Annotated in this window: 17 protein-coding genes; 10 read left to right on the top strand and 7 right to left on the bottom strand. The window is 47.6% G+C overall.

The genetic code is table 11. From position 1 onward, the window contains the following. The first annotated feature begins 207 nt into the window (after window positions 1-207). The gene (locus tag ACMXI2_RS18945; RefSeq protein WP_483777646.1) at window positions 208-1,197 is read left to right on the top strand and encodes a helix-turn-helix transcriptional regulator; all 990 of its coding nucleotides are present in this window, start codon (window positions 208-210) and stop codon (window positions 1,195-1,197) included. A 163-nt stretch (window positions 1,198-1,360) separates the two neighbouring features. On the opposite strand, the gene ACMXI2_RS18940 is transcribed toward ACMXI2_RS18945, so the two are convergent. Continuing rightward, window positions 1,361-1,690 (bottom strand): antibiotic biosynthesis monooxygenase family protein, encoded by a 330-nt coding sequence (locus ACMXI2_RS18940; RefSeq protein WP_483777645.1) that lies wholly within the window; start codon window positions 1,688-1,690, stop codon window positions 1,361-1,363. 207 nt (window positions 1,691-1,897) lie between these two features. On the opposite strand from ACMXI2_RS18940, the gene ACMXI2_RS18935 reads away from it, so the two are divergent. The 9 genes from ACMXI2_RS18935 to ACMXI2_RS18895 all read left to right on the top strand — a co-directional run bounded on the left by ACMXI2_RS18935 (window position 1,898) and on the right by ACMXI2_RS18895 (window position 11,751). Then, a complete protein-coding gene (locus tag ACMXI2_RS18935; protein ID WP_483777644.1) occupies window positions 1,898-2,572 on the top strand; it encodes an HmuY family protein in 675 nt (224 codons plus the stop codon). Between the two features lie 81 nt (window positions 2,573-2,653). Then, window positions 2,654-3,385, top strand: a complete 732-nt coding sequence (locus ACMXI2_RS18930; RefSeq protein ID WP_483777643.1) for an HmuY family protein — start codon at window positions 2,654-2,656, stop codon at window positions 3,383-3,385. Between the two features lie 7 nt (window positions 3,386-3,392). Next, the gene (locus ACMXI2_RS18925; protein ID WP_483777642.1) at window positions 3,393-4,139 is read left to right on the top strand and encodes a hypothetical protein; all 747 of its coding nucleotides are present in this window, start codon (window positions 3,393-3,395) and stop codon (window positions 4,137-4,139) included. 12 nt (window positions 4,140-4,151) lie between these two features. Next, a complete protein-coding gene (locus ACMXI2_RS18920) occupies window positions 4,152-5,183 on the top strand; it encodes a hypothetical protein (protein ID WP_483777641.1) in 1,032 nt (343 codons plus the stop codon). A gap of 60 nt (window positions 5,184-5,243) precedes the next feature. Next, window positions 5,244-5,948 carry a hypothetical protein gene (locus ACMXI2_RS18915; protein WP_483777640.1) on the top strand — a complete coding sequence of 235 codons (705 nt, stop codon included), beginning with the start codon at window positions 5,244-5,246 and terminating at the stop codon, window positions 5,946-5,948. Between the two features lie 97 nt (window positions 5,949-6,045). Beyond that, window positions 6,046-6,609, top strand: a complete 564-nt coding sequence (locus ACMXI2_RS18910; RefSeq protein ID WP_483777639.1) for a Crp/Fnr family transcriptional regulator — start codon at window positions 6,046-6,048, stop codon at window positions 6,607-6,609. A 91-nt stretch (window positions 6,610-6,700) separates the two neighbouring features. Then, complete coding sequence (locus tag ACMXI2_RS18905) at window positions 6,701-7,045, top strand: nuclear transport factor 2 family protein (protein WP_483777638.1); 345 nt, start codon at window positions 6,701-6,703, stop codon at window positions 7,043-7,045. Window positions 7,046-7,204: 159 nt separating this feature from the next. After that, window positions 7,205-9,607: a TonB-dependent siderophore receptor gene (locus tag ACMXI2_RS18900; protein WP_483777637.1), complete on the top strand. Its 2,403-nt coding sequence runs from the start codon at window positions 7,205-7,207 to the stop codon at window positions 9,605-9,607. Window positions 9,608-9,693: 86 nt separating this feature from the next. Next, on the top strand, window positions 9,694-11,751 hold the full coding sequence (locus tag ACMXI2_RS18895) for an endonuclease/exonuclease/phosphatase family protein (RefSeq protein WP_483777636.1): 2,058 nt from the start codon (window positions 9,694-9,696) through the stop codon (window positions 11,749-11,751). A gap of 5 nt (window positions 11,752-11,756) precedes the next feature. Here the strand turns inward: ACMXI2_RS18895 and ACMXI2_RS18890 are convergent, their stop codons facing one another. The 6 genes from ACMXI2_RS18890 to ACMXI2_RS18865 form a co-directional block, all read right to left on the bottom strand. After that, window positions 11,757-13,043, bottom strand: coding sequence for an MFS transporter (locus ACMXI2_RS18890; protein WP_483777635.1), 1,287 nt, complete (start codon window positions 13,041-13,043; stop codon window positions 11,757-11,759). Window positions 13,044-13,045: 2 nt separating this feature from the next. Continuing rightward, window positions 13,046-14,842, bottom strand: coding sequence for a class I mannose-6-phosphate isomerase (locus ACMXI2_RS18885; protein WP_483777634.1), 1,797 nt, complete (start codon window positions 14,840-14,842; stop codon window positions 13,046-13,048). Window positions 14,843-14,846: 4 nt separating this feature from the next. Beyond that, window positions 14,847-17,804 carry a glycoside hydrolase family 38 N-terminal domain-containing protein gene (locus tag ACMXI2_RS18880; RefSeq protein ID WP_483777633.1) on the bottom strand — a complete coding sequence of 986 codons (2,958 nt, stop codon included), beginning with the start codon at window positions 17,802-17,804 and terminating at the stop codon, window positions 14,847-14,849. A gap of 138 nt (window positions 17,805-17,942) precedes the next feature. Next, window positions 17,943-19,445, bottom strand: a complete 1,503-nt coding sequence (locus tag ACMXI2_RS18875) for a RagB/SusD family nutrient uptake outer membrane protein (RefSeq protein WP_483777632.1) — start codon at window positions 19,443-19,445, stop codon at window positions 17,943-17,945. Window positions 19,446-19,501: 56 nt separating this feature from the next. Continuing rightward, entirely contained in the window at window positions 19,502-22,570 is a 3,069-nt protein-coding gene (locus ACMXI2_RS18870; RefSeq protein WP_483777631.1) for a SusC/RagA family TonB-linked outer membrane protein, read from the bottom strand. Window positions 22,571-22,755: 185 nt separating this feature from the next. Beyond that, entirely contained in the window at window positions 22,756-24,066 is a 1,311-nt protein-coding gene (locus ACMXI2_RS18865) for a glucosidase family protein (protein WP_483777630.1), read from the bottom strand. Window positions 24,067-24,225 lie beyond the last annotated feature (159 nt).

The following is a 24,225-nucleotide window of genomic DNA, read 5'->3' as shown; positions in this document are numbered from 1 at the left end:
ATTACCAGTTGCGGAAAGCGCCCTCCCGGCGTGGCTATCCACAAGGGAAAAAAAGTTACCATAAACGGAAAAGGTGAATTGTCAGATATGGCATGACAAAGGGTCTTCCCGTATTCGTAAAATAAGTTCCTCTTTGCGCAAATGCTTTGAATGACCAATGGTTTAATATTGCTTTGTTCTTGTATTCTGAAATTAATAACAGTCCCATTGTCTGCACCAGCCAATACTCATAACAAACTATTCAATCCCTGCCCGTTTAACATCCTCGGAGAGGAAACGCTCAGGCAGCGGAAGCGTGCACTAAGTCAACACGGACATATCGGTACTATCCAGGAAATGTACAGCCCCGACGGTATTACCCTGGGTTACTACAGCCTGAAATCTGAGAAGGGCGGCAGTATAGTTTTCAGCAATCAGCAGCCTTTTCTTCAATTGAGCTATACACTCAGTGGTAGTAAAAGTTATCATGTAAACAGTGGTAAAACGGTACTGGCCAGTATGGGGAGGCAGCAGTACAACTACTTGTTTTTCCCTGAACAGGAAATTCAGCTCCGCTGGGAGCCGGAAGAGCCATTGGAAATTTTTGAACTGGGCGTAAGTCCTGAGCTATTACTCAACTTCATGCCGGAAGAACATCCCCTGTTTGATGTTTTCCAGAAAAGTGTGAAAGACAATGCGCCGGCTCCACTCAGTAAAAATAACTTCCCCTTACAGGCAAATATCAGCACTATTCTTTTTGATATGCTGAATTGTCCGCTGGAGGGGCGTTACATGCAGCTGTTTATAAAAGCTAAAACCATTGAGCTGCTGGCCATACAGCTCACCCATTATGAGCAAATGGCAGGTATTTCCGCAAAGGAATCATCTCTCAGAAAACTAAAAAAAGAGGATGTAGACAGAATGTACCTGGCAAGGGATATTATTACGAAGAATATTAACAGTCCATGTACACTGATTGACCTTTCCCACCAGGTAGGCACCAATGATGCTTATCTTAAAAGTCATTTCAAACAGGTATTCGGCACTACCGTATACGGCTATCTGCAGAATATTAAAATGATACATGCGAGAGAATTGTTGTCGGAAGGAAAGAGTGTGTCGGAAGTGGCTTATCTCTCCGGGTACAAACATACCGCCCACTTCACCAGGGCTTTCAAAAAGCATTTCGGATTTTCACCGGGTATAATGAAAAGGTAAGTCGCGCAGACTTACCTTTTCTTTTTTTATTGCCGGACTTACCTGGCAACCCAATATATCAGATACAGCCAGAAAAGGCCCTTCAGGAGAAAGAATATAAATCCCCAAAAGCCGAGGCGTTTCAGCCATTTGATCAGTTTTTGTTTTCTGGATGTTGTTTCCATTATTCACTGATTATCTGGTAGATTTTGAAATCGCTGCGCATCGGTGCGGGTCTTCCTTCCGCCCTTGCTTTTGCCAGGTCTTCAAAGCCGCGCCTGTGGCCGGCGATAAAGGCTTCTGATTTAGTCCAGTCTTTAAATGCCTGTTCATGTTCCCAGTAGCTCACAATCAGGTAATCATCTTCCGGTTTGGCAGGCCGTAATACATGCATGTTGATAAAACCGGGCATGGTATCAATGGCATGCGCCCTGGAGGAAAACAGTTGCTCAAATCTTTCGGCGTAATCGCTGTTACATTGTATGTAATTGATAGCCACAAAATGCTTGTTCATAGTCAATTTAGTTTTGATACACCAAAAGTACCATTGTCATGATTATGTCAAACGCCTATTCGGGAATATCACTTACCATATCCGGAAAATAACTGCTGACGCGGTTTTTTCCTTTCGTGGTTGCTTTTTCTCCGGTCATGGTCAATGGTATTCTTCACCTTTGCGTCATCAATTGTTGTTATGCTGTTTAAGAATTTTTTTTGGAAGATGTCCGTGTCATTTGCTGCTGCGCTGCTGATGGCTTCCTGCTCCGGCAAGGACAATGATGCAGTGCAACCGGCAGATGCGGCCATTACTATACGTGACCTGCCTGCAGATACCGCCGCCTCTATGGGAGAAGGAGTGGATGGAAAAGAAAAGCGTCCTTTTTATACAATGACCTTCAGTTTCAAAAACCAGCAAACGCATGTGATACGTAATGCGGCCGATTCTGCCAACTATTTACAGAACGCAGATTGGGATATTGCCTTCTCCAAAGAGTATAACTCTTTTGTGGTGATTAATAATGGTGAGATAGCCGGCACACCAGGTTATAAAGGCCCCGGAATGGGCAACCTGGTAATTGTGGAACAGTCATTTGATAACATTACCACAGCGCCTTCCGATGAAGTGTTTCAGCGCCAGGGACTGGCTGGTGTTGGTTGGGATAACGGCAACGGCCTGGGATGGTTTTTCTATTCACTAAATAATCATATATGCGTTCCAGTTAGAAACCGGACTTTCGTTTTGAAAACGGCGACCGGCAATTTTGCAAAGCTGGAGCTACTCAATATCTATAAAGGTAATCCGCCGGTGGTAACAGATCTGTTCTGGCCGGCGCCTTACCTTACCTTCCGCTATTTCGTACAAACAGACGGTAGCCGGAATCTTAAAAACAGGTAATCATCTTCAGAAATTCCAATCATTATGATTTCGCACCCTTCATGGCGAACAGCTATTGCTATGCTATTATTTGCCTGCTCTATGGCAGCCTGCTCAAAGAGCGACAATAACGACACCGTTGATCCTGGCGGCGGCGATCCCGGCTCAGTAAAAACGGGCGTTTACCAGGTGGTAAACCTGGTGGCCGACACCAGTGCAACTTCCGGCGGCAATGCAGAATCACTCTACTACAGCCTGGAAGAAAACAAAGTAATCCCTGCTTCATTAAAGCAAACCAATAAATGGGATATCGTTTTTTATGGTATCTACAACAGCAGCATCTATCCCAATAACGGCGCTTCTGTTGGCTCCCCGGGATATGGTGGCCCTGGCAACGCCAAACTCTATGTAATCACCGACCGTAAATTCGATGCACAGTATTATGATACCATCAACTTCAAACCAAAAATACTGCCTATCGCCCGCGATCTCTGGACAACCGCATTCAAATCCGTCAAAACAGTACCCGTTACAGACGAACAAATGGTGGTAAGAGATGCCGGACTGGATCATTTCCAGAATAATTTCGACGGATGGGGGTATTACGATTTCTATGGCAGTCTTTTTCCCGATAACCCCAAAAAAGCACACGTGGTGTATGCCATGCCAAGAGTGATCGTGGTAAAAACCACTAAAGGACACTACGCCAAAGTGATCATCGAAAATATTTATAAAGATAATCCGCTGGATCCCAACAGGGACAATAAGCCCGGATATGTGACCTTCCGTTACGCCATCCAGATGGACGGCAGCAAAAACCTGGACATTCAATAATACTGAGATGAAGAAATTTTACTACACACTGCTGGCAGTATTTTTTATGCTGTCTGCCTGTACCAAAACAGAAATAGTTCCATTCACGCCGGAAACGGACAACCAGTTGCTGGAATACAAAATTGTGAATGTGCAGGGAAGTCCTATTTACGGCGCTATCAATCAGCAAGACAGCTCCATCACCGTTTACCTGCCATTTTACCTGCAGCTGATTACTTTGGAACCTGAGATGAAAGTGAGCGACGGCGCCACCGTTACACCGGTCTCCGGTACTATGATCGAGGATCTGCTGGACCTCTTTCACAGGGGACGTGAGATAAAATACAATGTGAAAGGGAAAGATGGGAAAGTGAAAACCTATACGCTGCACATCCAGGTACAACAACCGGACCTCACCCTGCAGGAAGTAAGCACGGATGCCGCCAATCTGAATACCTATTCCCTTAACATGAATCTTGATTTTGATTCTTTCTCCTTTGGACTGGACGGCGCCGGCTTTGCGGCTGACCTGGACATGATCAGGGTGATGCTGGTGGATGAACAGAACAAGGAATACGGCCCGCTCAACATCAGCAGGTTCAATACAACCGATCTCACACGTTTAGACTTTACCGTTATACGGTATAAAGAACAGTCAGACCCGATCCTTGCTACGCTGCCGGCAGAAGGGGGCTACCGGATCAGGGTGTATTCCTATGCGAAAGTGGCCACCACAAAAAATCCAATCCGTATTAATCTGCTCAACAAGAAATAATTAATCAACGACATGAACCGTATTACCAGACTTATATATTGGGGATTACTCACTGCCGGCATAGCGCTGATAACATCCTGCAAAAAGGAAAAAGAATATGCCCACTCTCCCTATAATAAGATAGAAAACTTCGTTGTAACTACCAACGGTACTGGTTTGATCAACGCAGCTGTAAATGGCGACAGCATCCTGGTTTACTGGCCTGCCTATGCAGCACTTCCCGCAACAGTATCCCCGGTGATCCGCGTTTCGGATAATGCCACCGTTATTCCCGCTTCCGGTACTCCGGTAAACCTGGCGACAGGCACAAAATTTACTGTTAAATCACAAAGTGGCGTCACCAAAGATTATTTCCTGAAGCTGGTGCTTAATCAACCCGGTATCCAGTTTAATGAAAATATTTCTTACGCAGCGCCGAAAGGCAGCACTTTCTCGATCAGCACTAACAGGGATGTAAAATACCTGATAGAAGATGCCGCCCGTACCAAAGCTTACCTGGTGAATACAGCCGGTAAAGAAGAAATATTGAGTATAGTATTCCAGGTAAGAAATAATATTCACTATGTGGATGTCACTATTCCTGAAAATATCAGCTTCAGCGAAGGTGCGTATAAACTGAAATTTACCAGCGGCCAGGTATCGGCTGTCACCGGGGAAGCATTAGTGGGAATCATCTATCCTGAAAGCAGGCGTCCTAAAGCCACTCCTTTAACCATCTCCATTACCGTAAAACGGAACGGCAATATTACCTTCTCCGGAACCAGCTTTGTGGATATGAAAGATGCCAGGGTATACGGTTATAAGGCCGACTGGTCTGAACGTGAGATTGGTACGTTTACGCTGGAAAGTTTTACAGAAACAACGGCCACTTACAAAGTACCGGCTGATTTCCCCAAAGGAACCTACGAATTAGGTGGCTTTGACGATAAAGGCATGGGGATACAACTTCGTACCAGCGATTTCTTCTCGTTCTGGAACTGGATGAACACCAGGAAAAACTATGCGGAGGTAACCGGATCTGTGACGATCACGATTACTGACTAATCATAAACTTATTATAGCAGTATTCCTTTTTTAATCATTATTAATTTAAACCCTATCGTAATGACCAGATTAACCAGAAACCTTTCAAAATTATCATGGGTGTTGTTGGGAACAGGTGCAATGTTCCTCGCATCCTGCTCCAAAAACAATGATGTTGCCGCTCCCGGCCTGCAGTCACTGAATGGCGGTGTACAGGCAGATGTTGTTGTTCCTGATGGCGGCAACGTTGATATTACCAATAACAATGGCCAGGGTAAAGTATACCGCAACGGTACTGTATACCGCGTTGAAAATTTCAAGCAAATTTATTCAACCGATCCGGGTCAGCCAGCCAATGGCACTTTCTTCTGGCGTTTTTCAGATAATGATGCCGGAACCCCCGCCAGCTATAATATCAAATTCTCTGGCGTCGCTACAGGTGATATTACCGCCGGCGGCACAGACGAACTGCGTTTTGTAGACAAAGCATTTTCAAGTGTGGTAGCCTCCGACTGGACTACCGCTATAGTGCCTGTTGCCAATACTATTGGTATGAATACCGTAGTAGGTACAGGTATTCCTCCGGCAGTATCGGCGCTCGCCAACGGCAAGGGCTGGTATATTTACAACTGGAGTGCAGGACACACCGTTACACCTGTTAGCGGTCGTACGCTGTTATTCAAATCCGGTACCACTGTGGTAGCATTTGAGATCATCTCTATCTACCAGAACCAGGTTACAGGTGGTACTTTCCCATATTATCACTTCCGTTACAAAACTTTATAACAGCCAATGGGAATTACTGCTGTAATGCTTCCTTGATAAAAAGAAAAGCGGCTGTGGAAACAGTCGCTTTTCTTTTTAGATTGTTATAAGTTTGGGTATGGAAAATTTATTGAAGTACATCCATTCTCTCACCAGCTTCACACCAGGTAACTGGCAGGCGCTTGCCCCGGCATTAACAACATTAGTATTCTCCAAAGATGAATACCTTTTGCAGGCAGGAAATGTATGTGATGCGTTGTTTTTTGTGAGCAGTGGCTACTGCAGGGCCTTCTATAACAAGGACGGGCAGGATATTAACACGGCCTTTTTTTTTGAAAATGATATCGCTGCCAATATTAATAGCCTGGCCACCGGCGAAAAGTCGGCTTTCTCCATCCAGGTATCGGAGCCGCTGACCGCTATCCGGTTTGATATAAAGAAGCTGCGCGAAGTATCCCTGCTGGACCCTGCCATAGAAGCACTGGGCCGGAAATGTCTTCAGCAGATTGCAGCAAAGCAGGAAAAGCATGCGACCATGTTTAAATTAATGAGCCCGCAGGAGCGTTACGAATTCCTGGAAGAGCATGACCCCGGTTTGTTGCAGCGGGTGTCGCTTACGCAGCTATCTTCCTACCTCGGAGTAGCCAGGGAAACATTAAGCCGCATCCGTGGCAGGAGATAGGTACACTGTTTGTGACGATCGTCACAGGTTAAAGTGGTTGGATCTGTGGATCTTTGTACCATTAATTTAACATCATTTAACAGCAGGGTATATGAATACAACGCAGTCAACAGAAACCGTACTACGCTTCATTAATTTATTGAATGAAGAAGATTTTACCACGGCACGCGAATGTGTAACCGGCGATCTTACGTTTACCGGCGTGCTGGGAACCCGTCACGGCGCTGATGCCTATTTTACCGATATGGAACGGATGAAGTTGAAGTATAACATCAGGAAGGTGTTTGCCGACGGTAACAACGTGTGCCTCTGGTACGATGTGATCATGGATGGCAAACCCATATTGAGCTGTGGCTGGTATCAGCTGGAAGAAGGCCGTATCCGGTCGTTCCAGGTGGTGTTTGACCCACGGCCGTTGCTTGAGGCGGCGAAATAGTTGCCTGGTAATAGCGTGGCTGTTCCACGCTATTGCTTTCTTTTTCCTTATTGCGTAAGTATTTTTCCCAATTGCGTAACCTGGCAGCCTCCCATGCCAGTAGTTTTGTGTCGCTTAAACACAACTACTGCAATGAATCTTTTTTACACAATAGGGGCTATGATGAAAGCTATTGTCCGCCAGCATTTCATCCCCGCGATCATTATACTTTGCCTGTTTACATCCTTAATGGCGCAGGCGCAAAAACAGGGCCCCGGTGCAGTAACCGGGATTATCCTCAACCGGGAAGGCAACCCGGCAGAAGCTATTACCGTAGCGGTTCCTGCATTGAATAAAGGAACAACTACTGATGCGGAAGGACGTTTCCTGTTATCTGCTGTTCCTGCCGGCAGCTACCTGCTGCGTGTTTCCGGTGTAGGCGTGAGGCAGGAGGAGCGAAAAATAAACGTTCGCAGCGGAAGAACCACCGTGGCGGATTTCACCCTGGTGCAAATCACCGGCGAATTGCTGGAAGTATCTGTTACCGAAAAAAAGAACCGCTATAAAGCAGATATACCTTCTTCTTCGCTGCGATTGAATGAGCCACTGAAAGAAATTCCCCAGAATGTGCAGATCATTACCTCCCGGGTGCTGGCCGATCAGCAAATGCTGACAATGGCCGACGGTGTGAACAAACTGGTAAGCGGCGCTACCCGCGTGGAACACTGGGCCGACCTGTATACCCGGATCAATACCCGCGGATCCCGCGCCAGCGCTTTCCGTAACGGGGTGAATGTAACTTCCGACTGGGGCCCTCTCAGTGAAGACATGAGCATGGTAGATCACATTGAATTTGTAAAAGGCCCGGCCGGCTTTATGATGAGTAACGGCGAACCCAGCGGAATTTATAACGTGGTTACAAAAAAGCCAACAGGCGCCGGGTTTAACGGAGAGGCTTCTTTTACCCTCGGTAGCTTCGACCTGTACCGCGCTTCACTGGATCTCGACGGAAAACTGGAGAAAACCGGGAAGCTGCTGTACCGTTTGAATGTAATGGGACAAAATAAAAATTCTTTCCGTCCTTATGAATACAATAACCGCTACCTCGTGGCGCCGGTGATCACTTATAAGATCAGTGATCAAACTACCCTCACCGCAGAATATACTTACCAGCATGTGAAGATGTCTGATCCGGGAAGCGCCTATTCCTTTGCTACAGAAGGGTATGGGGTGCTGCCACGGGACTTTACCCTAGTAAGCCCCGGCCTTACCCCCACAAACATCGACGATCACAGCGCATTTGTGAATTTACAACACCAGATCAGCAACCAATGGAAGCTCACTGCACAGTTGTCTTATTTTAACTATGCGCAACGCGGCGCCAACATATGGCCGGATGCTGTAAACCCCGATGGCACCATCACCCGTGGGATGGGCAGCTGGGATGCCAAAAGCCAGTATAAATTCGGACAAGCCTATGTGAACGGCGACGTACAAACCGGTAAGATACGCCATCGCATACTCGGCGGACTGGACATGGGTACCAAAAACTTCATGGCCGACTTTAATCAGTATTTCCTGCTCGACTCTGTTGGAGGAGAATTTGATTCGCATCATCCAAATTATGGTCCTCCTAATAATGGCTATCCTGTCTGGGACTGGAGCACACCTCTTGAACAACGGAATCCAAGCATTAATGACCAGTCTTACACGGGATTGTATTTACAGGATGAACTGGGCTTCCTGGAAAACAGGATCCGGTTAACACTCGCAGGCCGGTATACCTATGTAAAGCAGAATGAAGGCGGTCCTTCCTACGATGCAAAGAAGTTTACACCGCGCGTGGGATTGAGCGTTTCTATTGATAAACAAACATCGGCATATGCACTTTATGACCAATCGTTTATTCCGCAAACAGGTTTCCTGAGAGACAGCAGCCAGATCAAACCGAAAACAGGCAACAACCTGGAGATAGGCTTAAAAAAAGACTGGATGGACAGTAAATGGAGTACTACGTTAGCTGTTTATCGCATTATCCGGAAGGATGAGTTGAGATCAGATCCCAACAATCAGCAGAACGAACAATTTTCCGTGGTGCTGGGACAAACCAAAACACAGGGAATAGAATTCGATATGAAAGGAGAATTGCTGCCGGGATTAAATCTCCTGATCAACTACGCCTATACCGACTCCAAAATTGACGAAGCTACCAAAGCGATACCAGAACTGAAACCAGGCGACCGTGTTCCCGGTTATGCCACCCATAACGTGAACGCCTGGCTAAGTTACAAGCTGGAACAGGGTGCGTTAAAAGGGCTTGGGTTTGCAGGAGGCTTTACTTATTTGAAGGACCGCGACAGCTGGACCTGGACAGGTCATGATAACATAGCGGGTTTACCGGATTACTTCCGGTTGGATGGCAGTCTTTTCTGGGAAAAAGGTAAAGTAAGGGTAACCGCCAATATCTATAATATTCTTGATAAATACCTTTATTCCGGTACTTATGAAGACTGGGCAGGGTACTATTCCTGGCAAACAGAGGCCGGGCGTAATTTCAGGTTTAATGTGACTTACCGCTTCTGATATCTTCCGAAGAAAAAATAAAAAAACCGGTTTATCTCAAACCGGTTTTTTATTTTGTGGAAGAAGTGAACAATAAAAAAGCAACAATGAACATCAACCTGTGCTTCCATTACTGGAAAAAGGTGAGCCTGACCGCCATATATATAATTGCCGGTGTGCTGGTATCCCGGGCGCAAACCGGCAACCAGGCGCTCCTGCTGGATGGCAACGACAATAATCCATGTATCGGCATGGATATCATCCGGAAACAATGGACGGTGGAAGCCTGGATTAAAGGGAATGATAACATTTGGAAGGCGAAGGAGGTCATTATCGGCGGAGGCGAATATTCGGAATATCCTCATATTGACAATCGTCCTTTAATGATCCGGAACGGTCATCTGCACAGTGGAAAAGCAGGTATAACGGCAACGGACATACTGGATAGTAACTGGCATCATGTAGCCGCTACCTGCAATGGGGTGGAAACCAAACTGTATCTCGATGGACAGGAGGTTGGCCGGGCAAAAGGCGCCATAGATATTTTGCCCGGCGCCATAGGCACCAATGATATGGATTCCAGCACTTTTGGCGGCTGCATAGATGAAATGAGGATATGGACGGTGGCGTTGCCGCCCGCTGTTATCCGCCAATGGATGTATCAACCACTGAGTTCCCGTCATCCTGATTTCAAAGCATTGAAAGGCTATTATACTTTTGATGATATGCAGGACGATGTAAGCCTTAACCTGGTTGGGAAAGGCCACCAGGCATATCATATGAGGAATACCCGGAAGAATTATAAAGGAAAATTACCCCTGGCTACGTTGGTGAAAAATGATAACGCTTTGTTTAAAACGCCCACCGGCAAACAACAGCTGTTTAACGCCGTTACCATGCAAAGCGAATGGGATGCTGATCAGGGTAGCACTAACGACCAGATACTTAAATTGCGTATAGTCGCCAACGGTAGTAATGCTCCTTTGAAGTTAACTGCTTTGCAGCTGGATCTATCGCGTAATACCACCTTATCTGATATTGCGGCTGTACATGTATATTATGCCGGTAAAACGCCGCGTTCCGCTACCAGGAAGGAATTGTTCGGGTCTGGAAAAATACCGCAGAAAAGAATGCCATTAATTTTGCCTGCGGCAGATGGATATACCTTACAGGACGGGGTAAATTATTTCCTGGTAACTTTTGATGTGAAGAAAGAAGCAATGGCAGGAGACACTTTGTATGCAGATGTTGCTTCCTTTGCATTAAACGGTGTCGCCTATACGCCGCAGGCCGCGCACTCCAATATTATAAAAACGGTAGTGTCTTCTTCTGTCACCGGCCAGTATACGGTAAAGCTGCTGCAGTGGAACATCTGGCATGGTGGCGTGCATGTGGGCAACAATGGCCCAAACCGTATAAAGGAATTATTGCTGCGGACCAATGCAGATATTATCAGTATGCAGGAAGCCTATGGTACGCAGCAGTTCCTGAATGATACGCTGGGATTCCATTTGCAAACATCTGCACCCGGCGCTAACCTGGCGTTGTTCAGCAGGTATCCGCTGGAGAAACATCCCTCCAATGATAATTTCAAATCCAATACGGCTGTGGTTCAGCTGCCTGGTAACCGCAAAGTACTGATAGGCAACTGGTGGCTGAGATATGCCAGTAAACATGAGTACACCGACTTTTATCCCATTCCGGGTTTAAATACTAACGACTGGGTTAAGGAAGATAGTGAACTAGCGGTAACGGATGCACGAAAAAACCTGGAGCAGGATATTGACCCTGTTGTGGCGACAGATACGTCATTGCCGGTGATTTTGGCCGGTGACTTTAATTCCGGGAGTCATCTCGACTGGACCGCCCGGGCTGCATTTTTACACTATGGATATGGTCCGGTGTTATTGCCGGCTTCCAGGTTTATGCTGGAACGGGGATACCACGATAGTTACCGGGAATTGCAGCCTAACGAAGTGACGCACCAGGGAGGTACTTTCGCCGCTATCTACGGGCACCTGCAAACGTCGCGGATAGATTTTATTTATTATAAAGGCCCGGGCATTAAAGCAGTATCTTCCAAAATTATCAGAACAGCGCCGGAGATAGATGATGTGTGGGCATCTGATCATGCTGCGGTATTAACAGTATTTGATATCAGGTGAGGATGCTATTCCCAGTGGCGCTGGATGGCTTCCATCGACTGGCCTTTGGTTTCCGGCACCAGTTTATATACCGTTATAAAAGCGAATACACAACACAAGGCAAAGCACCAGAATGTTTGAGGTGTTCCTACAGACGCCAGCATGATGGGCGTTAGCTGTCCCATGATAGCATCGGCCGTCCACATCACCATAATGCTGAGTGATAGTGCTTTCGCGCGGATACTGTCGGGAAATATTTCCGCAGCAATCACAAATTTCAACGGCCCGATAGAAAAAGCAAAACAAGCCAGGAAGGCCAATACACAAAGCAGGAGATAGATACCGTTCACGGCGCCTGCGTAAAAACAGATGCCTGTCAGCAGCAGGCTCACCGCCGCTCCGGCGGTCCCCCACAGATATAAGGGCCGTCGGCCAAGACTATCTACTTTCCAGATGGCAATAAAAGTAAAAAGCACATTTGCCGCGCCGAAAAACAGCTGGCTGATGAGAGAGCTGTTCAGGGTAAGCCCGGATTGGTGCAGGATGGTAGGCCCATAATAAATAATAGCATTGATGCCACTGAACTGCGAAAACAATGGCAGCAGAATAGCAATCAGTAAAGCGCGGCGGAAACGTGGTGCAAATAACTGCGTATAGCCGGCGGCGTTGCCTCTTGTAGTGATATGTTGTTGCTTCAGCCACCGCGGGCTTTCCGGTATAAAAGTAATGCCCAGTAAAAAGAGCAGTGCCGGGAAAATACCCACTCCAAACATTTTGCGCCATACTTCCAGGCCGGTAATCAGCAGCCATCCGCTTTGAGAAGGGGTAGCGGCGTATTTCAGCAGCAGGGCATTGCTGCCGTAAGCACTGAAAATACCGACGGTAACGGCCAGCTGGTAATAGGTAACGAGGCGACCCCGCAGGTGATCCGGGGCAATTTCAGAAAGATAGAGCGGTACCACGCTGGAGGCGATGCCTACCGCCATACCGCCGAGCATGCGAGCTGCAATGAGCCAGGAGAATACCGGGATAAAAGTGCAGCCCAGCGCGGTGAGTACAAACAGGGCGGCCGACAGGAACAACAGCTTTTTCCTGCCGAGCCGGTCGCTGATGTCGCCGGCAAAAATTACCCCCACAATACAGCCCGCCAGTGCCGATGAAACAAACCAACCAAGTTGTGCTGGCGATAAGGAAAACTGATGCTCCACAAAGGGCAGGATGCCGGATACCACGGCCATGTCAAAGCCAAAAAGGAAGCCGCCCAGGGAGGCTACCAGTGTAATGAAGGTGAGATGTTGGCCGTGTTGCTGCATGTTCAGGTGGATGCTATTTGTTGATAAACCGGATGCGATGGCTTTAAAAATGCTTTGATCAGTTTCACCTGTTCCCCGTTATTGCTGGCGATCCGGCAGGCTATTGCCGCTGCCGGTATCACAAAAGTTTCAGCATAATGATATATTGTCGTATGCCCGTTGGCGGTAGTAACCGTTACTGAACTGCCTTCTACCAGCATCATCGTCAGGCAGTTGCCATTGGTTGTGATATTTACGCTGGTGCTGAACTCCAGCCGGTGTATATCGTAAAAATGCGCTGCATGCGTGGGCAGATGCACCAGCTGGTAGTCTGCGTTTTGCTCTATTATTACCGGTGCAGCAATCAATTGTTCTTTTACGGTGTTACCCTGCCTGCTGAAATCCAGGTTATGAAAGGCGTGATCGATATTGATGGCCCTGGGTTTCCCATCCAGACCAGGCCGCAGCCAGTCGTACATTTTAAACGTAAAAATGTAAGGGGTGGCGCTGACCTCCAGTACCAGGTTATTGGCGCCGGCGCTGTGCACCGTTCCGTTGGGCACCAGGAACAAGGTATGTTTATCTGCCGTATGTTGCTGTACAAAATCCGTTATTTCTATCGGAATACCAAGATCCCGGCTATTTTCAAGTCTGGTTCTGAACACTCCCGGATCAATCCCATGCTGGAAGCCGAGATACACGGTGGCGCCGGCTTTACAATCCAGGATGTAGTAGGTTTCATCCTGTGTGAATGTTTCACCGAAATGCGTACGGATATAATCCATTGAAGGATGGCATTGAATGGAGAGGTTGCCGCCGTCAAATGTATCGAGGAAGTCGAAGCGGATAGGGAATTCATACTTAAAGATACCGGCGTGATTGCCCAGGATGGCGGTGTGTTGTGCATACATCAGCCATTCAAAGGGAATTTCCATCAGGAAGCCATCGCTTTCAAAGAGCACCCCGTTTTCCGGAACAATCATCTCAAAAGACCAGGCGTAATTTATTTCTTCCGTGTTGATGCCGTGGATATGCGTTTTCAGCCATTGGCCACCCCAGGCGCCGGCTTCAAACCAGGGCCGCACCCGGAAAGTGGAGTGGGCCAGCTGGTAAATGCCTGCCTGTAGATCTTTATTAAATGCCCATGCAATATGATCCGGCCATTGGGTATCTGCCATGATGTGAATGCGTGGCAGCAGGGTTTGTTTATAGTTATTGAGTATTACCCAATCTACAAAGTAAAACCGTTTATACATTTCAGCGCTGCCGCCTGGGGTATTGCTGCCGAAGTTAGTGATAGTACCGGCGCGCATGCGGTACTGGAGTTCGTTTTTTGGAAGATCCAGGTATATCAGCGGGGCAGCAGTATGAGTAAGTGCTGCGCCGCTGCCCGATACAATATGAAGATCGTAGGGGCCGTCGAATGATAAGGACGCCAGTTTTTCATCATCAAAGAAATCAGTGATCTGTAAAGAAGTTTTTGTACCCCACACATCGCCTTCGTTGCCAATAAAGGGACTAATCAGCTCCTGTATACAATCGTTACTTTTTAACAGGCACTGCGTATCATGCCACTTAACGTTGATGCCTATACGCGCAAATTCCAGTTTTAGCGCCGTGTGGATCTTATCCCAGAAAATGCCAGCATAACCGTCTATCAGCACCAGCGGATATTGTACCATCCACCTGGCCAGCGATTCGTAGCCTGTCTGTATCTTTCCATTGCCAAGCGGATGGGCCGGGTACCTGTTATAGGTACCGGGTGGAGGGGTTGCTGCATGTTCCGGCAGCAAGGGTTGTGCTGATTCTCGCCAGATCATAATCTTATTTTTTTGCCACACGGATCATTATTATTCCTTTACCGGGAATGGTGAAATTATCGGGAAGTGTGTGCTTGTTTGTTTCCAGTATGTCGCTTTCTGAAATATTTAAAGCAATGGATTTATTTTTTGATGTGAGTGTAACCGTGGCCGCATGACCGGAAGTATTTACCAGTTGCAGTAATACGCCATTGCCATCTGCTGCGGGATAGAGGTTTTCTACATACACGTTTTTCCCGCTGATGTCAAAGAACAGGCGCTCCGAAGAAGCGCCATCCGCATCAGTAACAACGGGCGGCTGGTGATTTTCCAACCCGTTATTGTTGACACCGGCGGCGTCAAACGGACCGTGCACCTGCAGGTAGTAGTGAAAGGTAGTGATCCCTTCCTGGTCCCTGCGGAAATTGGTATGCCACAGGTTGTTCATTACCCAGGAAGAGATAAGCGGCTGTTGCTCCATAAACGAAATCCAGCGGGGAGAATTATGTAGTCCGCCGAGCAGCCCCGCGGTGGGGTACTGTCCAATTTCAAACAGGGGCGCATCGGGACTTGACCAGGTAACGCCGGTATTTTTTCCGGATACATCTACCCAACGTTGCTGCGTATACCAGTTCCTGTTAGTATGAGGCAACTGATCTGCTTCGGCAGTGATACTTCCCCACGGGATGCTGTAACGCACCTGTGCGCCAGGAATACGGAACGGAAATACAAAGTGCACGCTTTCTTTGCTGCCGATGGCAATTTTATTGATTGTGTTGATCAGGGTTACCTGGTCGGTACCTGCGGTGAGTTGTATTTCACGACTGAGCGATCGGGCGCCGGGCGCCGGTGTGTTGATCACCAGGCTTATCACCAGCGGGCCTTTTTCTTTGATATGAATATCCGCCGGTCCGCTGTATTGTATTTTTTCCGCGGAGTCACCGGGCATATAAGTGTATTGGTTTAATCCGGCGGAGTCGGCAAAATTGTTGTTATAGCCTTTTTTATGGAGTTGAATAATGTTGCCGGTCTTTGGATCAACCCGGATGGAATAAATGCCGTTATCAAGACTGTAATCCGTAACAGTTGCTTTTTTAAACGAGGCTCCGCTGCCCGGGTGAATAGTAAAGCGTTGTTTGGAGAAAGGAGGGAGGGCTGCCGCCAGGAAGGCAAGTTCGCCGGTGCTGAGCCTTTGCGATGGTAATTTCCTGCCGTTAAGGTCTTTCACGAGGTCGCCGGAAGTGCTGAGGGTGGTGGGGATGCGCACCAATGCGGTGCGTGCATGACCGAGGGTATTGTAAACGTCTACGGCTTGTACGCCTGTGTTGTTGCCGGGATATCCATTACCGTTAGTACTGCTGCGCAGCAGCGCTTCCGACCTGGCCTGGGCATCCAGCGCAAAGGCTTGCTTAAACTGCCATTGGGCAACGGCTTTTGGATCCTGCGGATTGGATACGCTGTTGAAAGCGCCCCAGGTATGTTCGTTGAACATGATGAGGTCCGTCCAGGTATTGCGGAAGGAGTCTGCCGGGTAACCGGTTTTCCCCCTGATAGCCCAGATGGCGCCGGCCTGTTGCAGCCGGTCAGAGGCGTTCCGGTTGATGGCGGTTTCTTTTGCGGCTGAGGCGATGCCATCAGTCCAGTATTCGGTGTAGTCGCCGCTAAGCACAGGGATCTTGTCTTTCCATCCGGCTTCAAAGTCGTGAAAGAATTGCCTTACCGAGGTAATAATGAGTTTGGGAGATGTATATCGTTCATTCCATGCTTTTACGGCGTCCGGCAGCTCAGGGTCTATGGGTGCATTATCGCTCATGGCCCAGGTGAGGAGTGTCATGTTATAGGGGAAGTGATTATGTTCCAGCCGGGAGAGATAATCAAAAAGATAGGGGTTGAGAAAATTCTCGCTGGGTTTGCCGGTGTAGTAAGGCTTGGGATCTTCTATGGTAAAGAAGTTAGGTATTTTGCTTCCTTTCAGCGTGTAGCCGATAGAGTAGGGCGACGACTGCCAGAAGAGGACCTGTTGTTTACCGGAGGCATCCTGCCAGTAGAAGGGTTTATCGCGCCATTGCCCGGAGCTGCCGATGCGGTCGTTGGCGTTGGGGGCGCTGAGGAAGTACTTCATGCCGGTAATGGCCGACTGGCTGATCAGTCCCCATGAGGCGCCGGGAACATCTCCCTGGAACATGGTGTTAATGGTAATGTCATAGTTTTTTGCAAGCCGTGCACCTGTGGCAAACAGTTGCAGCAGTTGTGCCGGTGAGGTGGCGCTGGTATTGGTATTGGCGTAAGCGCCGTCGAGGTTGATCCATCCTTTTTTTACGGCTTCGCGGAATGTTTGTTTCTTTTCATCGCTGGCGGCGGCGAGGTATTTGTCTACTACCCAAAGGGCTTCTGTGTTCCATTTAAAGCGGGCTTCCGGTGGATAGCTGGCCGTACGGGCGGCTATTTTAATGGCTTCATCGATATTGTTCATATGAATGGCCAGCACTTTCGCCTGTACATTGGTATACCCTACATCCACATGCGAGTGGGGCATGAGGTATACGTTCCATTGCCGGGTGGGTGAAACAATACAGCGGGCCGTATAGGTTTGTCCGCCGCTCTGCAGGCGAACAAACAGCTGGGTGTCTTTGTCTACTGCTTCGCCGGGCAGCGGCAACTCGTAATCCTGGATCCCGTCCGGGCTGGCCGGCAGCGTGAGACTGTCCACATGGCCATTAAAATACATATACACTATTGCGGGCTGGTAGCTTTTGCCGCCATGAAAGCGCATGCTTACCATACGGGCGGGAGTGCCGTGATGATTCAAGTAAGCGATGGAGGGTTGCAGTTCAATGCTGGTAAAGTGTAGTTGTTCCCATAGTAATTTAGCGTCAGCCAGGAAAAGGGCTACATCCCTGTTATGCCTGCCGGGAAATTTCAGGTCCCGTGCGTTTACGCCGGAGGCCAGAAAGCAGCTACATAACAGGAGTTTTGTTATCATATGCTTCATATGTACAAACATACATACATATTTCAATATTCGGAAAGGAATTTAGGATTGAGAATGCCGGTAAAAGAAAATGGTAAGATGCAGGTGCCTGCATCTTACCATCTCCAGATAATTTATTAATAATAACTGTTAGAATCCCGGGTTGTTAGGCAACAATTGCGGGTTCACATCACTTTCCTGTTTCGGAACAGGGAACAGCAATTGTTTTGCCGCGAATGTAGCGCCGAATACGGTTCTATGTCCAACAAAATTATCCCAGTTGCCGGTCACATCGTTATGCACTTTCCGGGTCCGTATCATATCGAACCACATTTTATTTTCAAAGCACAATTCAAAATAGCGCTGCAGCCATACTTCCTGTTCAAAAGCGGCTTGTGACATCGTAGGCAGCGGCGCCAGTTTAGCGCGGGCGCGGATGGCATTTACATAGCTGATGGCACTTGCATTCGGACCACCTCCTGCACGGTTGGAAGCTTCTGCATACATCAGGTATACATCCGCCAGGCGGTAAAGGGTATAATTGAGATCTGATTTTGCAGTGCTTGTCACCGCTAAAACATCAAACCATTTGTAAATATACCGGCCTTTAAAGGTAATGGTATCGGTACTGGGCGCTTTCTTCTTATACCTGGTGTAAAAGAATTGTCTTTCCTGTATCCTTTTATCACCGGCAGGGAACGATGCAATAAACTGCGGGGTAGGATATACGGATCCATACTCATCAGAATATTGTGAAATACCTGCGTAGTTGGGAATGGTAAGCGGTGTAAGCGGATTAAGGCTTGGTACGGCAGCTGCGTACTGTACCTGGAAAATGAACTCCCCGAGATTTTTGTTAGCCGGGTTGATCATGTCTGTGTATTCCGGGAACAGCGTATAACCGCCATTGTCAATTACTGACTTGGAAGCAGCGGCAGACAGCGCATAGTACTGGTTACCTCCGTTAATAGCAGCGCCGGCGTAGGTAAGATATACATCTGCGAGAAGCGATTGAACCAGTCCCATCGATACTTTACCGGTTTTATCTGACCAGGGCAGTGTTGATTTTGCCGCGGTGAGCAGATCCGGGATAATGATCTCATCATAAATCGCCTTTGCTTCTGTACGGGGCAGGTTCAGGTTCAGGTCTTTAGGCACCTCGGTTACTTTTGGCACTGCACCATACAATCTTACCAGGTGAAAATAATAAAGTGCCCGCAGGGTATGTGCTTCTGCCAGCATATTGGTTTTATCCGCATCAGACACGGCTGCCTGCGGCAGCTTTTCGATGGCCAGGTTACAGGCGCCTACGCCCAGGTATAAACGTTGCCACCAGGTATCAACATAAAAGGAAGTGGCGTTATAGCTGAGATTCTGAAAGGTGGCGAACCCGGTTTGCCCGAGATCACTGTTTGCCTTGCCGGTCATGAATTCCATCAGGTTGTAAACATTACCGCCATAGGAAGATGGTTGTCCCTGTAAGAAACCCTGCAGGTACTGGTATGAACCGTTTGCCAGCGCGCGTGCTACTTTAGGATCGGAGAGGTCGGCATCCGGCGGCAGAAAATTCGTGGGTTTTTGTTCCAGGAATTTTTTGCAGGAGCAACTGAGCAACACCAGCAACGCGAGTATGATATGTTTAGTCGTTTTCATTTTCGTATTTTTTTAATCACTAAAAAGGTTATCACATCAACGGGTATACGATTTCATCAGAAATCAAGATTCACACCCAGGTTCCACACGCGCGGGCGGGGATAAGGGAAGAAGTCGATGTTCTGGGAGAAGCCGGTGTTGGCGCCATAACCAAAATTGAAAGTGTCTACTTCAGGGTCATAACCGGTGTATTTGGTAATGAGGAAAAGATTTTGCACGCTGCCATAGATACGGAACCTACGGATATGGCTTCTCTGCATCCAGGATTCGGGGAAGGTATAACCGAGAGTGAAGTTTTGTCCCCTGATATAGGAACCATCTTCTACCCACCAGGTATCAAAATGAGAATCCTGTGTAAATTTATAGCTACGCACCTGTGCAATGTGGGTATTCTGATTTTCCGGTGTCCATGCATTCAATACAGTAGCCAGGCTGTTAGCCAGTGTCTGACGGTCTTCCACAGAGTGTTTGAAAGCAGCGGCTGTATTCACGCCCTGTACAAAACGGATGTCAAAGGTAAAATCCCATCCTTTGTATTTAATGGTACTGCTGAAAGTACCGGTCCATTTTGGATAGGCGCGGCCAATGATATCATATACTGCATTGCCGGCGGAATCGTATTCGTACTTTCTGTCGCCGGGCAACAGGGAGTGTTTGGCTGCTTCTGCTGCTTCGTCAGTACCATAGGTACCTAACCTTTTCATTCCATAGAAAGAACCGATAGGTTCACCTACACGCAGGATATTGGTTTGACCCAGGAAATTGGGGCCAGGGAAGATATCCGCGTTACCATCGTTAAGGGTGAGTATCTTATTTTTATTGGTAGCAAAAATGAAAGTGGTGGACCAGGTAAAGTTTGGTTTCTGGATGTTCACCGTGTTCAGGTTTACTTCCAGGCCAGTGTTTCTTACTTCACCTACGTTTTTATATACATTGGAGGTGAACATACCGGCAGACCACGGGATTGGTGTTGCCAGCAGGAGGTCCGATGTTTTACGGTTATAATAATCCACGTTCAGGTTGATGCGGTTGTCTAACATCACCAGTTCCACGCCGGCATCTATCTGGTTGGAACGTTCCCATTTAAGATCCGGGTTACCTATGTACCCAGGCACAAGGGTGGGCTGATTGGCGCCGCCTATTACGGTTTGATCAGGGCGGTACTGCGGAGAGTATTGGAACTGACCGATTTCCTGGTTACCGGAAGTACCGTAACTGGCGCGGATCTTCAGGTTGTTGATAGTTTTACTGCCCTTTAGGAAGTCTTCCTCGGAAACACGCCATGCTGCTGCAACAGACGGGAAGAAGGCGAACTGGTTATCTTTACTGAATTTAGAAGAACCATCATATCTCGCGGTAGCGGTAAAGAGGTATTTATTCTTCAGGTTATAATTAACACGGCCATAGTAGGAGTTCATCGACCAGGGCTGGGTTTCTGAAGTAGTGTTGTTTCGCACTGATCCTGCGGCCAGGGAATTCCACTGGAAGTAATCAGACAGGAAATTCTGCGTTTCCGCCAGCGCATTTTCATTGGTGAATTGCAGGAAGGAAATACCCACTACTGCATTCAGGCTGTTGTTATTTTTGAACTGTTTGTTATAGGTAAGATAGTTTTCTGATTGCCAGTATTTGTTGTAGTTAGTAGTGATCCTGGCTACACCGCCCTGATCCTGCGACAGGTGGGGCAGGTTGCCGGCGGAATAGAAATTGGCTTTATTGCTGATCTGGTCGTAACCAAAGTCAGTTTTAAAATTCAGGTCCTTGTTGATCTGGAACTGCATGTAGAAATTGCCCAGCGTATGCACCTGGTTATTGAGGGTATACCTGTTCTGCGCAATCTGTACGGGGTTTGGACCACCTTCCAGCCCGGGTATATCGTAGTTGCCGGCCCACTTACCGTCAGGATACCTTACCGGTACAATAGGCACTTCTTCCGTAACCATTCTTGGTACGTTTAAGGAACCGTTACCGTCAGATACTACTCTTTGTGTGCTGGATACGATGTTCAGGCTACCGCCAATTTTCAGCCAGTCTTTTACCTGGTCATCGAAAGTGGCCCTGGCAGAATATCTTCTGAACCATGATTCTATCATTAAACCATTCTGATCCAGATAACCGAGTGAGGCGCTATAGAGCAATTTATCCGTACCGCCCTGGAAGTTCACCTGGTGGCTGGTAGACACTGCTGGTTTGTAAGTTTCTTTTTCCCAGTTGGTGTTGTACAGCGGTTTGTCGTTTTCGTCAAACAGCAAAGGGAAATGTTCATGATCCAGTATAGCAGTCGGCGTCCACGTACCGTGGTCCGGATCAAACTTGGTGGCGTTGGCAAACGCTTCGTTGTATACTTTTACAAACTGTTCTGAATTTAATGTGGGGAGATGACTGGCCAGTGTACTTACGTTTACATCACCCTGGTAGCTTACCTGGGTAGGACCTGATTTACCACGTTTAGTAGTGATCATAATTACACCGTTGGCGCCTCTTGCACCATAAATAGCAGTAGAGGAAGCGTCTTTCAGTACTTCAATGGAGGCGATATCATTTGGGTTGAGCGCATTCGCATCAACGCCCGCCACACCATCTACCACATACAAAGGATCCACAAAAGAGTTGATAGAACCGATACCGCGGATACGTACCTTAGCTGCCTGGCCCGGGGCGCTGCTGTTGATGTTTACGTCCACGCCGGCCACCTTGCCCTGTAAGGCCTGCGAGATATTTGGAACGGGTTTGTCCATCACCTGCTCACCTTTGAGAGACGCTACAGCGCCGGTGAGGTCAGATTTTTTTACCGATCCGTAACCAATTACCACGAGGTCGCTTAGGGTATTCACCTGTACTTCCAGTGATACATTGATGTTGGTTTGACTACCCACCCTGACTTCCCTGGTGGCGAATCCGGTGAACGAGAACACCAGTACGGCGTTTTCGTTGGGCACCGACAGGGAATATACGCCGTCTACGTTGGCGATGGTTCCGCTGGAAGTACCTTTAATGGCCACCGTAGTGTTGGGAATTACGGTTCCGTCAGCGGCGCTGGTGACTTTACCGCTTATTTTAATCTGGGCCATTGCATGCATAGAGAGTAGCAGGCATGCAAGCACATAAAAAAGTTTTGCTTTCATAACAAGTCTTTAGTGATGAGGTAATATTAGCCGGTGTGTTTCAGTTGATAGTAATCACAGGATCTGTACGTGGAAGTCCCCGTGATAACAAGTGAGATTAGGTTTTAAGATCATGGTAATGATATGTTTTTTAATAAGATCCGGTTGACGAATAAATAATAAATGAGCAGGCCCAATTGTTTATTCTACTGCTGACTAATTGCCCACTTTTTCAAAAGTGTAATGGCATCTGATAAAACACCTGCTTCTCCCCGAAAATTTCCTGATCCTTTTGGCGTGCCAGTCTGAACGTCGTACCATTCAAAGAAGCCGTTTTGAGCAATGACGCGATCGGTCATGGGTTTAAGCTCAGCGATGGCTTCGTGTATAAATCCGTTTATAATGAGTGCCTGGATCATGCGTCCGCCGAACCAGGTCCAGTCGCCGGCGTTCTGGTACACATAAGGATGCATATTCGGGAATTCCATTGCCGGGTAAGGAGGATACACCGTGATCCCTATGGTGGCGAATTTTTCTTTGGCGGCGGCCTGCGTCATTTGCCGGTTAATGGCCGCTATTTCTTTTGGTGTATGAAATCCTGCCAGTATTGCGCAGGCACTGCCTCCTGTGTAGAGGATTTCTTTTTCGTTGAATGAGGGGGAAAACGGGCTTCCGTTCAAATAAAGATGTGGTATGTATTTCTGTGCCCTGTTATCCCATAAATGTTTGCGTACATTTTTGCGGATATCCGTTGCTATTTTGTGCCAGTCTCTCTGTGCCTGATAGCTTTTTGGTTTGATCGCCAGGAAATCTTGTATAGCGATCACAAACATGGCGTTATCGTATATATCAACCGCCCATTTCGTTTTTTCATTGATCGCCACGCCCCACCCGGTTTCCGGTTGCACATCGCCCCAGTCAATAGTGGTAGCGCCTTTAAGCAGCCCGTATTTTTCTGACCAACGCTCTTTTAGCAGATAAGCCATAGAGGCTTCCATCCGTTGCAAAATCGTTTTATCATTTATGGCCAAAAAAAGGAAGGCATTGTCGCCTGTAACAGCGATATATTTTCTCACCGCCTGGATCAGGGAAGACTCCTGGTCGGTTTCCACGGTATTCTTGTGAGCCGCCCATTGAGGGGCCAGGTCGGAATACCGGTATTGGTAACCCACACTGGCCTTTTCGCGCGGAATAACGCCATCGGGAATATTTCCATCTGCACCCTGCATCCGGAAAAACAGCAGCAGCATCTCTTTTACCTGGTCGTGAGGCAATACCTGCAGGGAACCATTGATGAAAGTGTTGAAATCCCTGATCCATACTTCTCCATAGGAAGTGCCGGCAGAAAAACCGGTGAGTAATCTTAACGCGCGGGCCTGTACCGTATCCAGCCGGCTGTCTGCCAATACAGCCGCCGCCAGGGTCCTGGTATTATTCTGGGCAGTCGCGTTTCCTGAAAGGAATACAGGAGCGGCGATACCAGCAATAATATAAATTATAGAAAAGGTTTTTTTCATAATGTGGCCCTGGATATTATGTACAAACATATAAACATAAATTAATTAATGCAAGAAAAGTTTTTAACATTACCTTAACGCGGAATTTATCTTGTAAGTAACTGATTACCTGTTATCTATATGATGATGGATTGTAAGATGTGGATACCTTGCACGAAT

Source organism: Chitinophaga sp. G7 BAM 1005, assembly GCF_057126945.1.
This window is presented reverse-complemented; position numbering and strand designations above follow the sequence as displayed.

Excerpts from the sequence above, each read along its gene's own strand:
- ACMXI2_RS18940 (WP_483777645.1), bottom strand. The coding sequence starts at position 1,690 with ATGAACAAGCATTTTGTGGCTATCAATTACATACAATGTAACAGCGAT.
- ACMXI2_RS18935 (WP_483777644.1), top strand. The coding sequence starts at position 1,898 with ATGTCCGTGTCATTTGCTGCTGCGCTGCTGATGGCTTCCTGCTCCGGC.
- ACMXI2_RS18930 (WP_483777643.1), top strand. The coding sequence starts at position 2,654 with ATGGCAGCCTGCTCAAAGAGCGACAATAACGACACCGTTGATCCTGGC.
- ACMXI2_RS18925 (WP_483777642.1), top strand. The coding sequence starts at position 3,393 with ATGAAGAAATTTTACTACACACTGCTGGCAGTATTTTTTATGCTGTCT.
- ACMXI2_RS18920 (WP_483777641.1), top strand. The coding sequence starts at position 4,152 with ATGAACCGTATTACCAGACTTATATATTGGGGATTACTCACTGCCGGC.
- ACMXI2_RS18915 (WP_483777640.1), top strand. The coding sequence starts at position 5,244 with ATGACCAGATTAACCAGAAACCTTTCAAAATTATCATGGGTGTTGTTG.
- ACMXI2_RS18910 (WP_483777639.1), top strand. The coding sequence starts at position 6,046 with ATGGAAAATTTATTGAAGTACATCCATTCTCTCACCAGCTTCACACCA.
- ACMXI2_RS18905 (WP_483777638.1), top strand. The coding sequence starts at position 6,701 with ATGAATACAACGCAGTCAACAGAAACCGTACTACGCTTCATTAATTTA.
- ACMXI2_RS18900 (WP_483777637.1), top strand. The coding sequence starts at position 7,205 with ATGATGAAAGCTATTGTCCGCCAGCATTTCATCCCCGCGATCATTATA.
- ACMXI2_RS18895 (WP_483777636.1), top strand. The coding sequence starts at position 9,694 with ATGAACATCAACCTGTGCTTCCATTACTGGAAAAAGGTGAGCCTGACC.
- ACMXI2_RS18890 (WP_483777635.1), bottom strand. The coding sequence starts at position 13,043 with ATGCAGCAACACGGCCAACATCTCACCTTCATTACACTGGTAGCCTCC.
- ACMXI2_RS18885 (WP_483777634.1), bottom strand. The coding sequence starts at position 14,842 with ATGATCTGGCGAGAATCAGCACAACCCTTGCTGCCGGAACATGCAGCA.
- ACMXI2_RS18880 (WP_483777633.1), bottom strand. The coding sequence starts at position 17,804 with ATGATAACAAAACTCCTGTTATGTAGCTGCTTTCTGGCCTCCGGCGTA.
- ACMXI2_RS18875 (WP_483777632.1), bottom strand. The coding sequence starts at position 19,445 with ATGAAAACGACTAAACATATCATACTCGCGTTGCTGGTGTTGCTCAGT.
- ACMXI2_RS18870 (WP_483777631.1), bottom strand. The coding sequence starts at position 22,570 with ATGAAAGCAAAACTTTTTTATGTGCTTGCATGCCTGCTACTCTCTATG.
- ACMXI2_RS18865 (WP_483777630.1), bottom strand. The coding sequence starts at position 24,066 with ATGAAAAAAACCTTTTCTATAATTTATATTATTGCTGGTATCGCCGCT.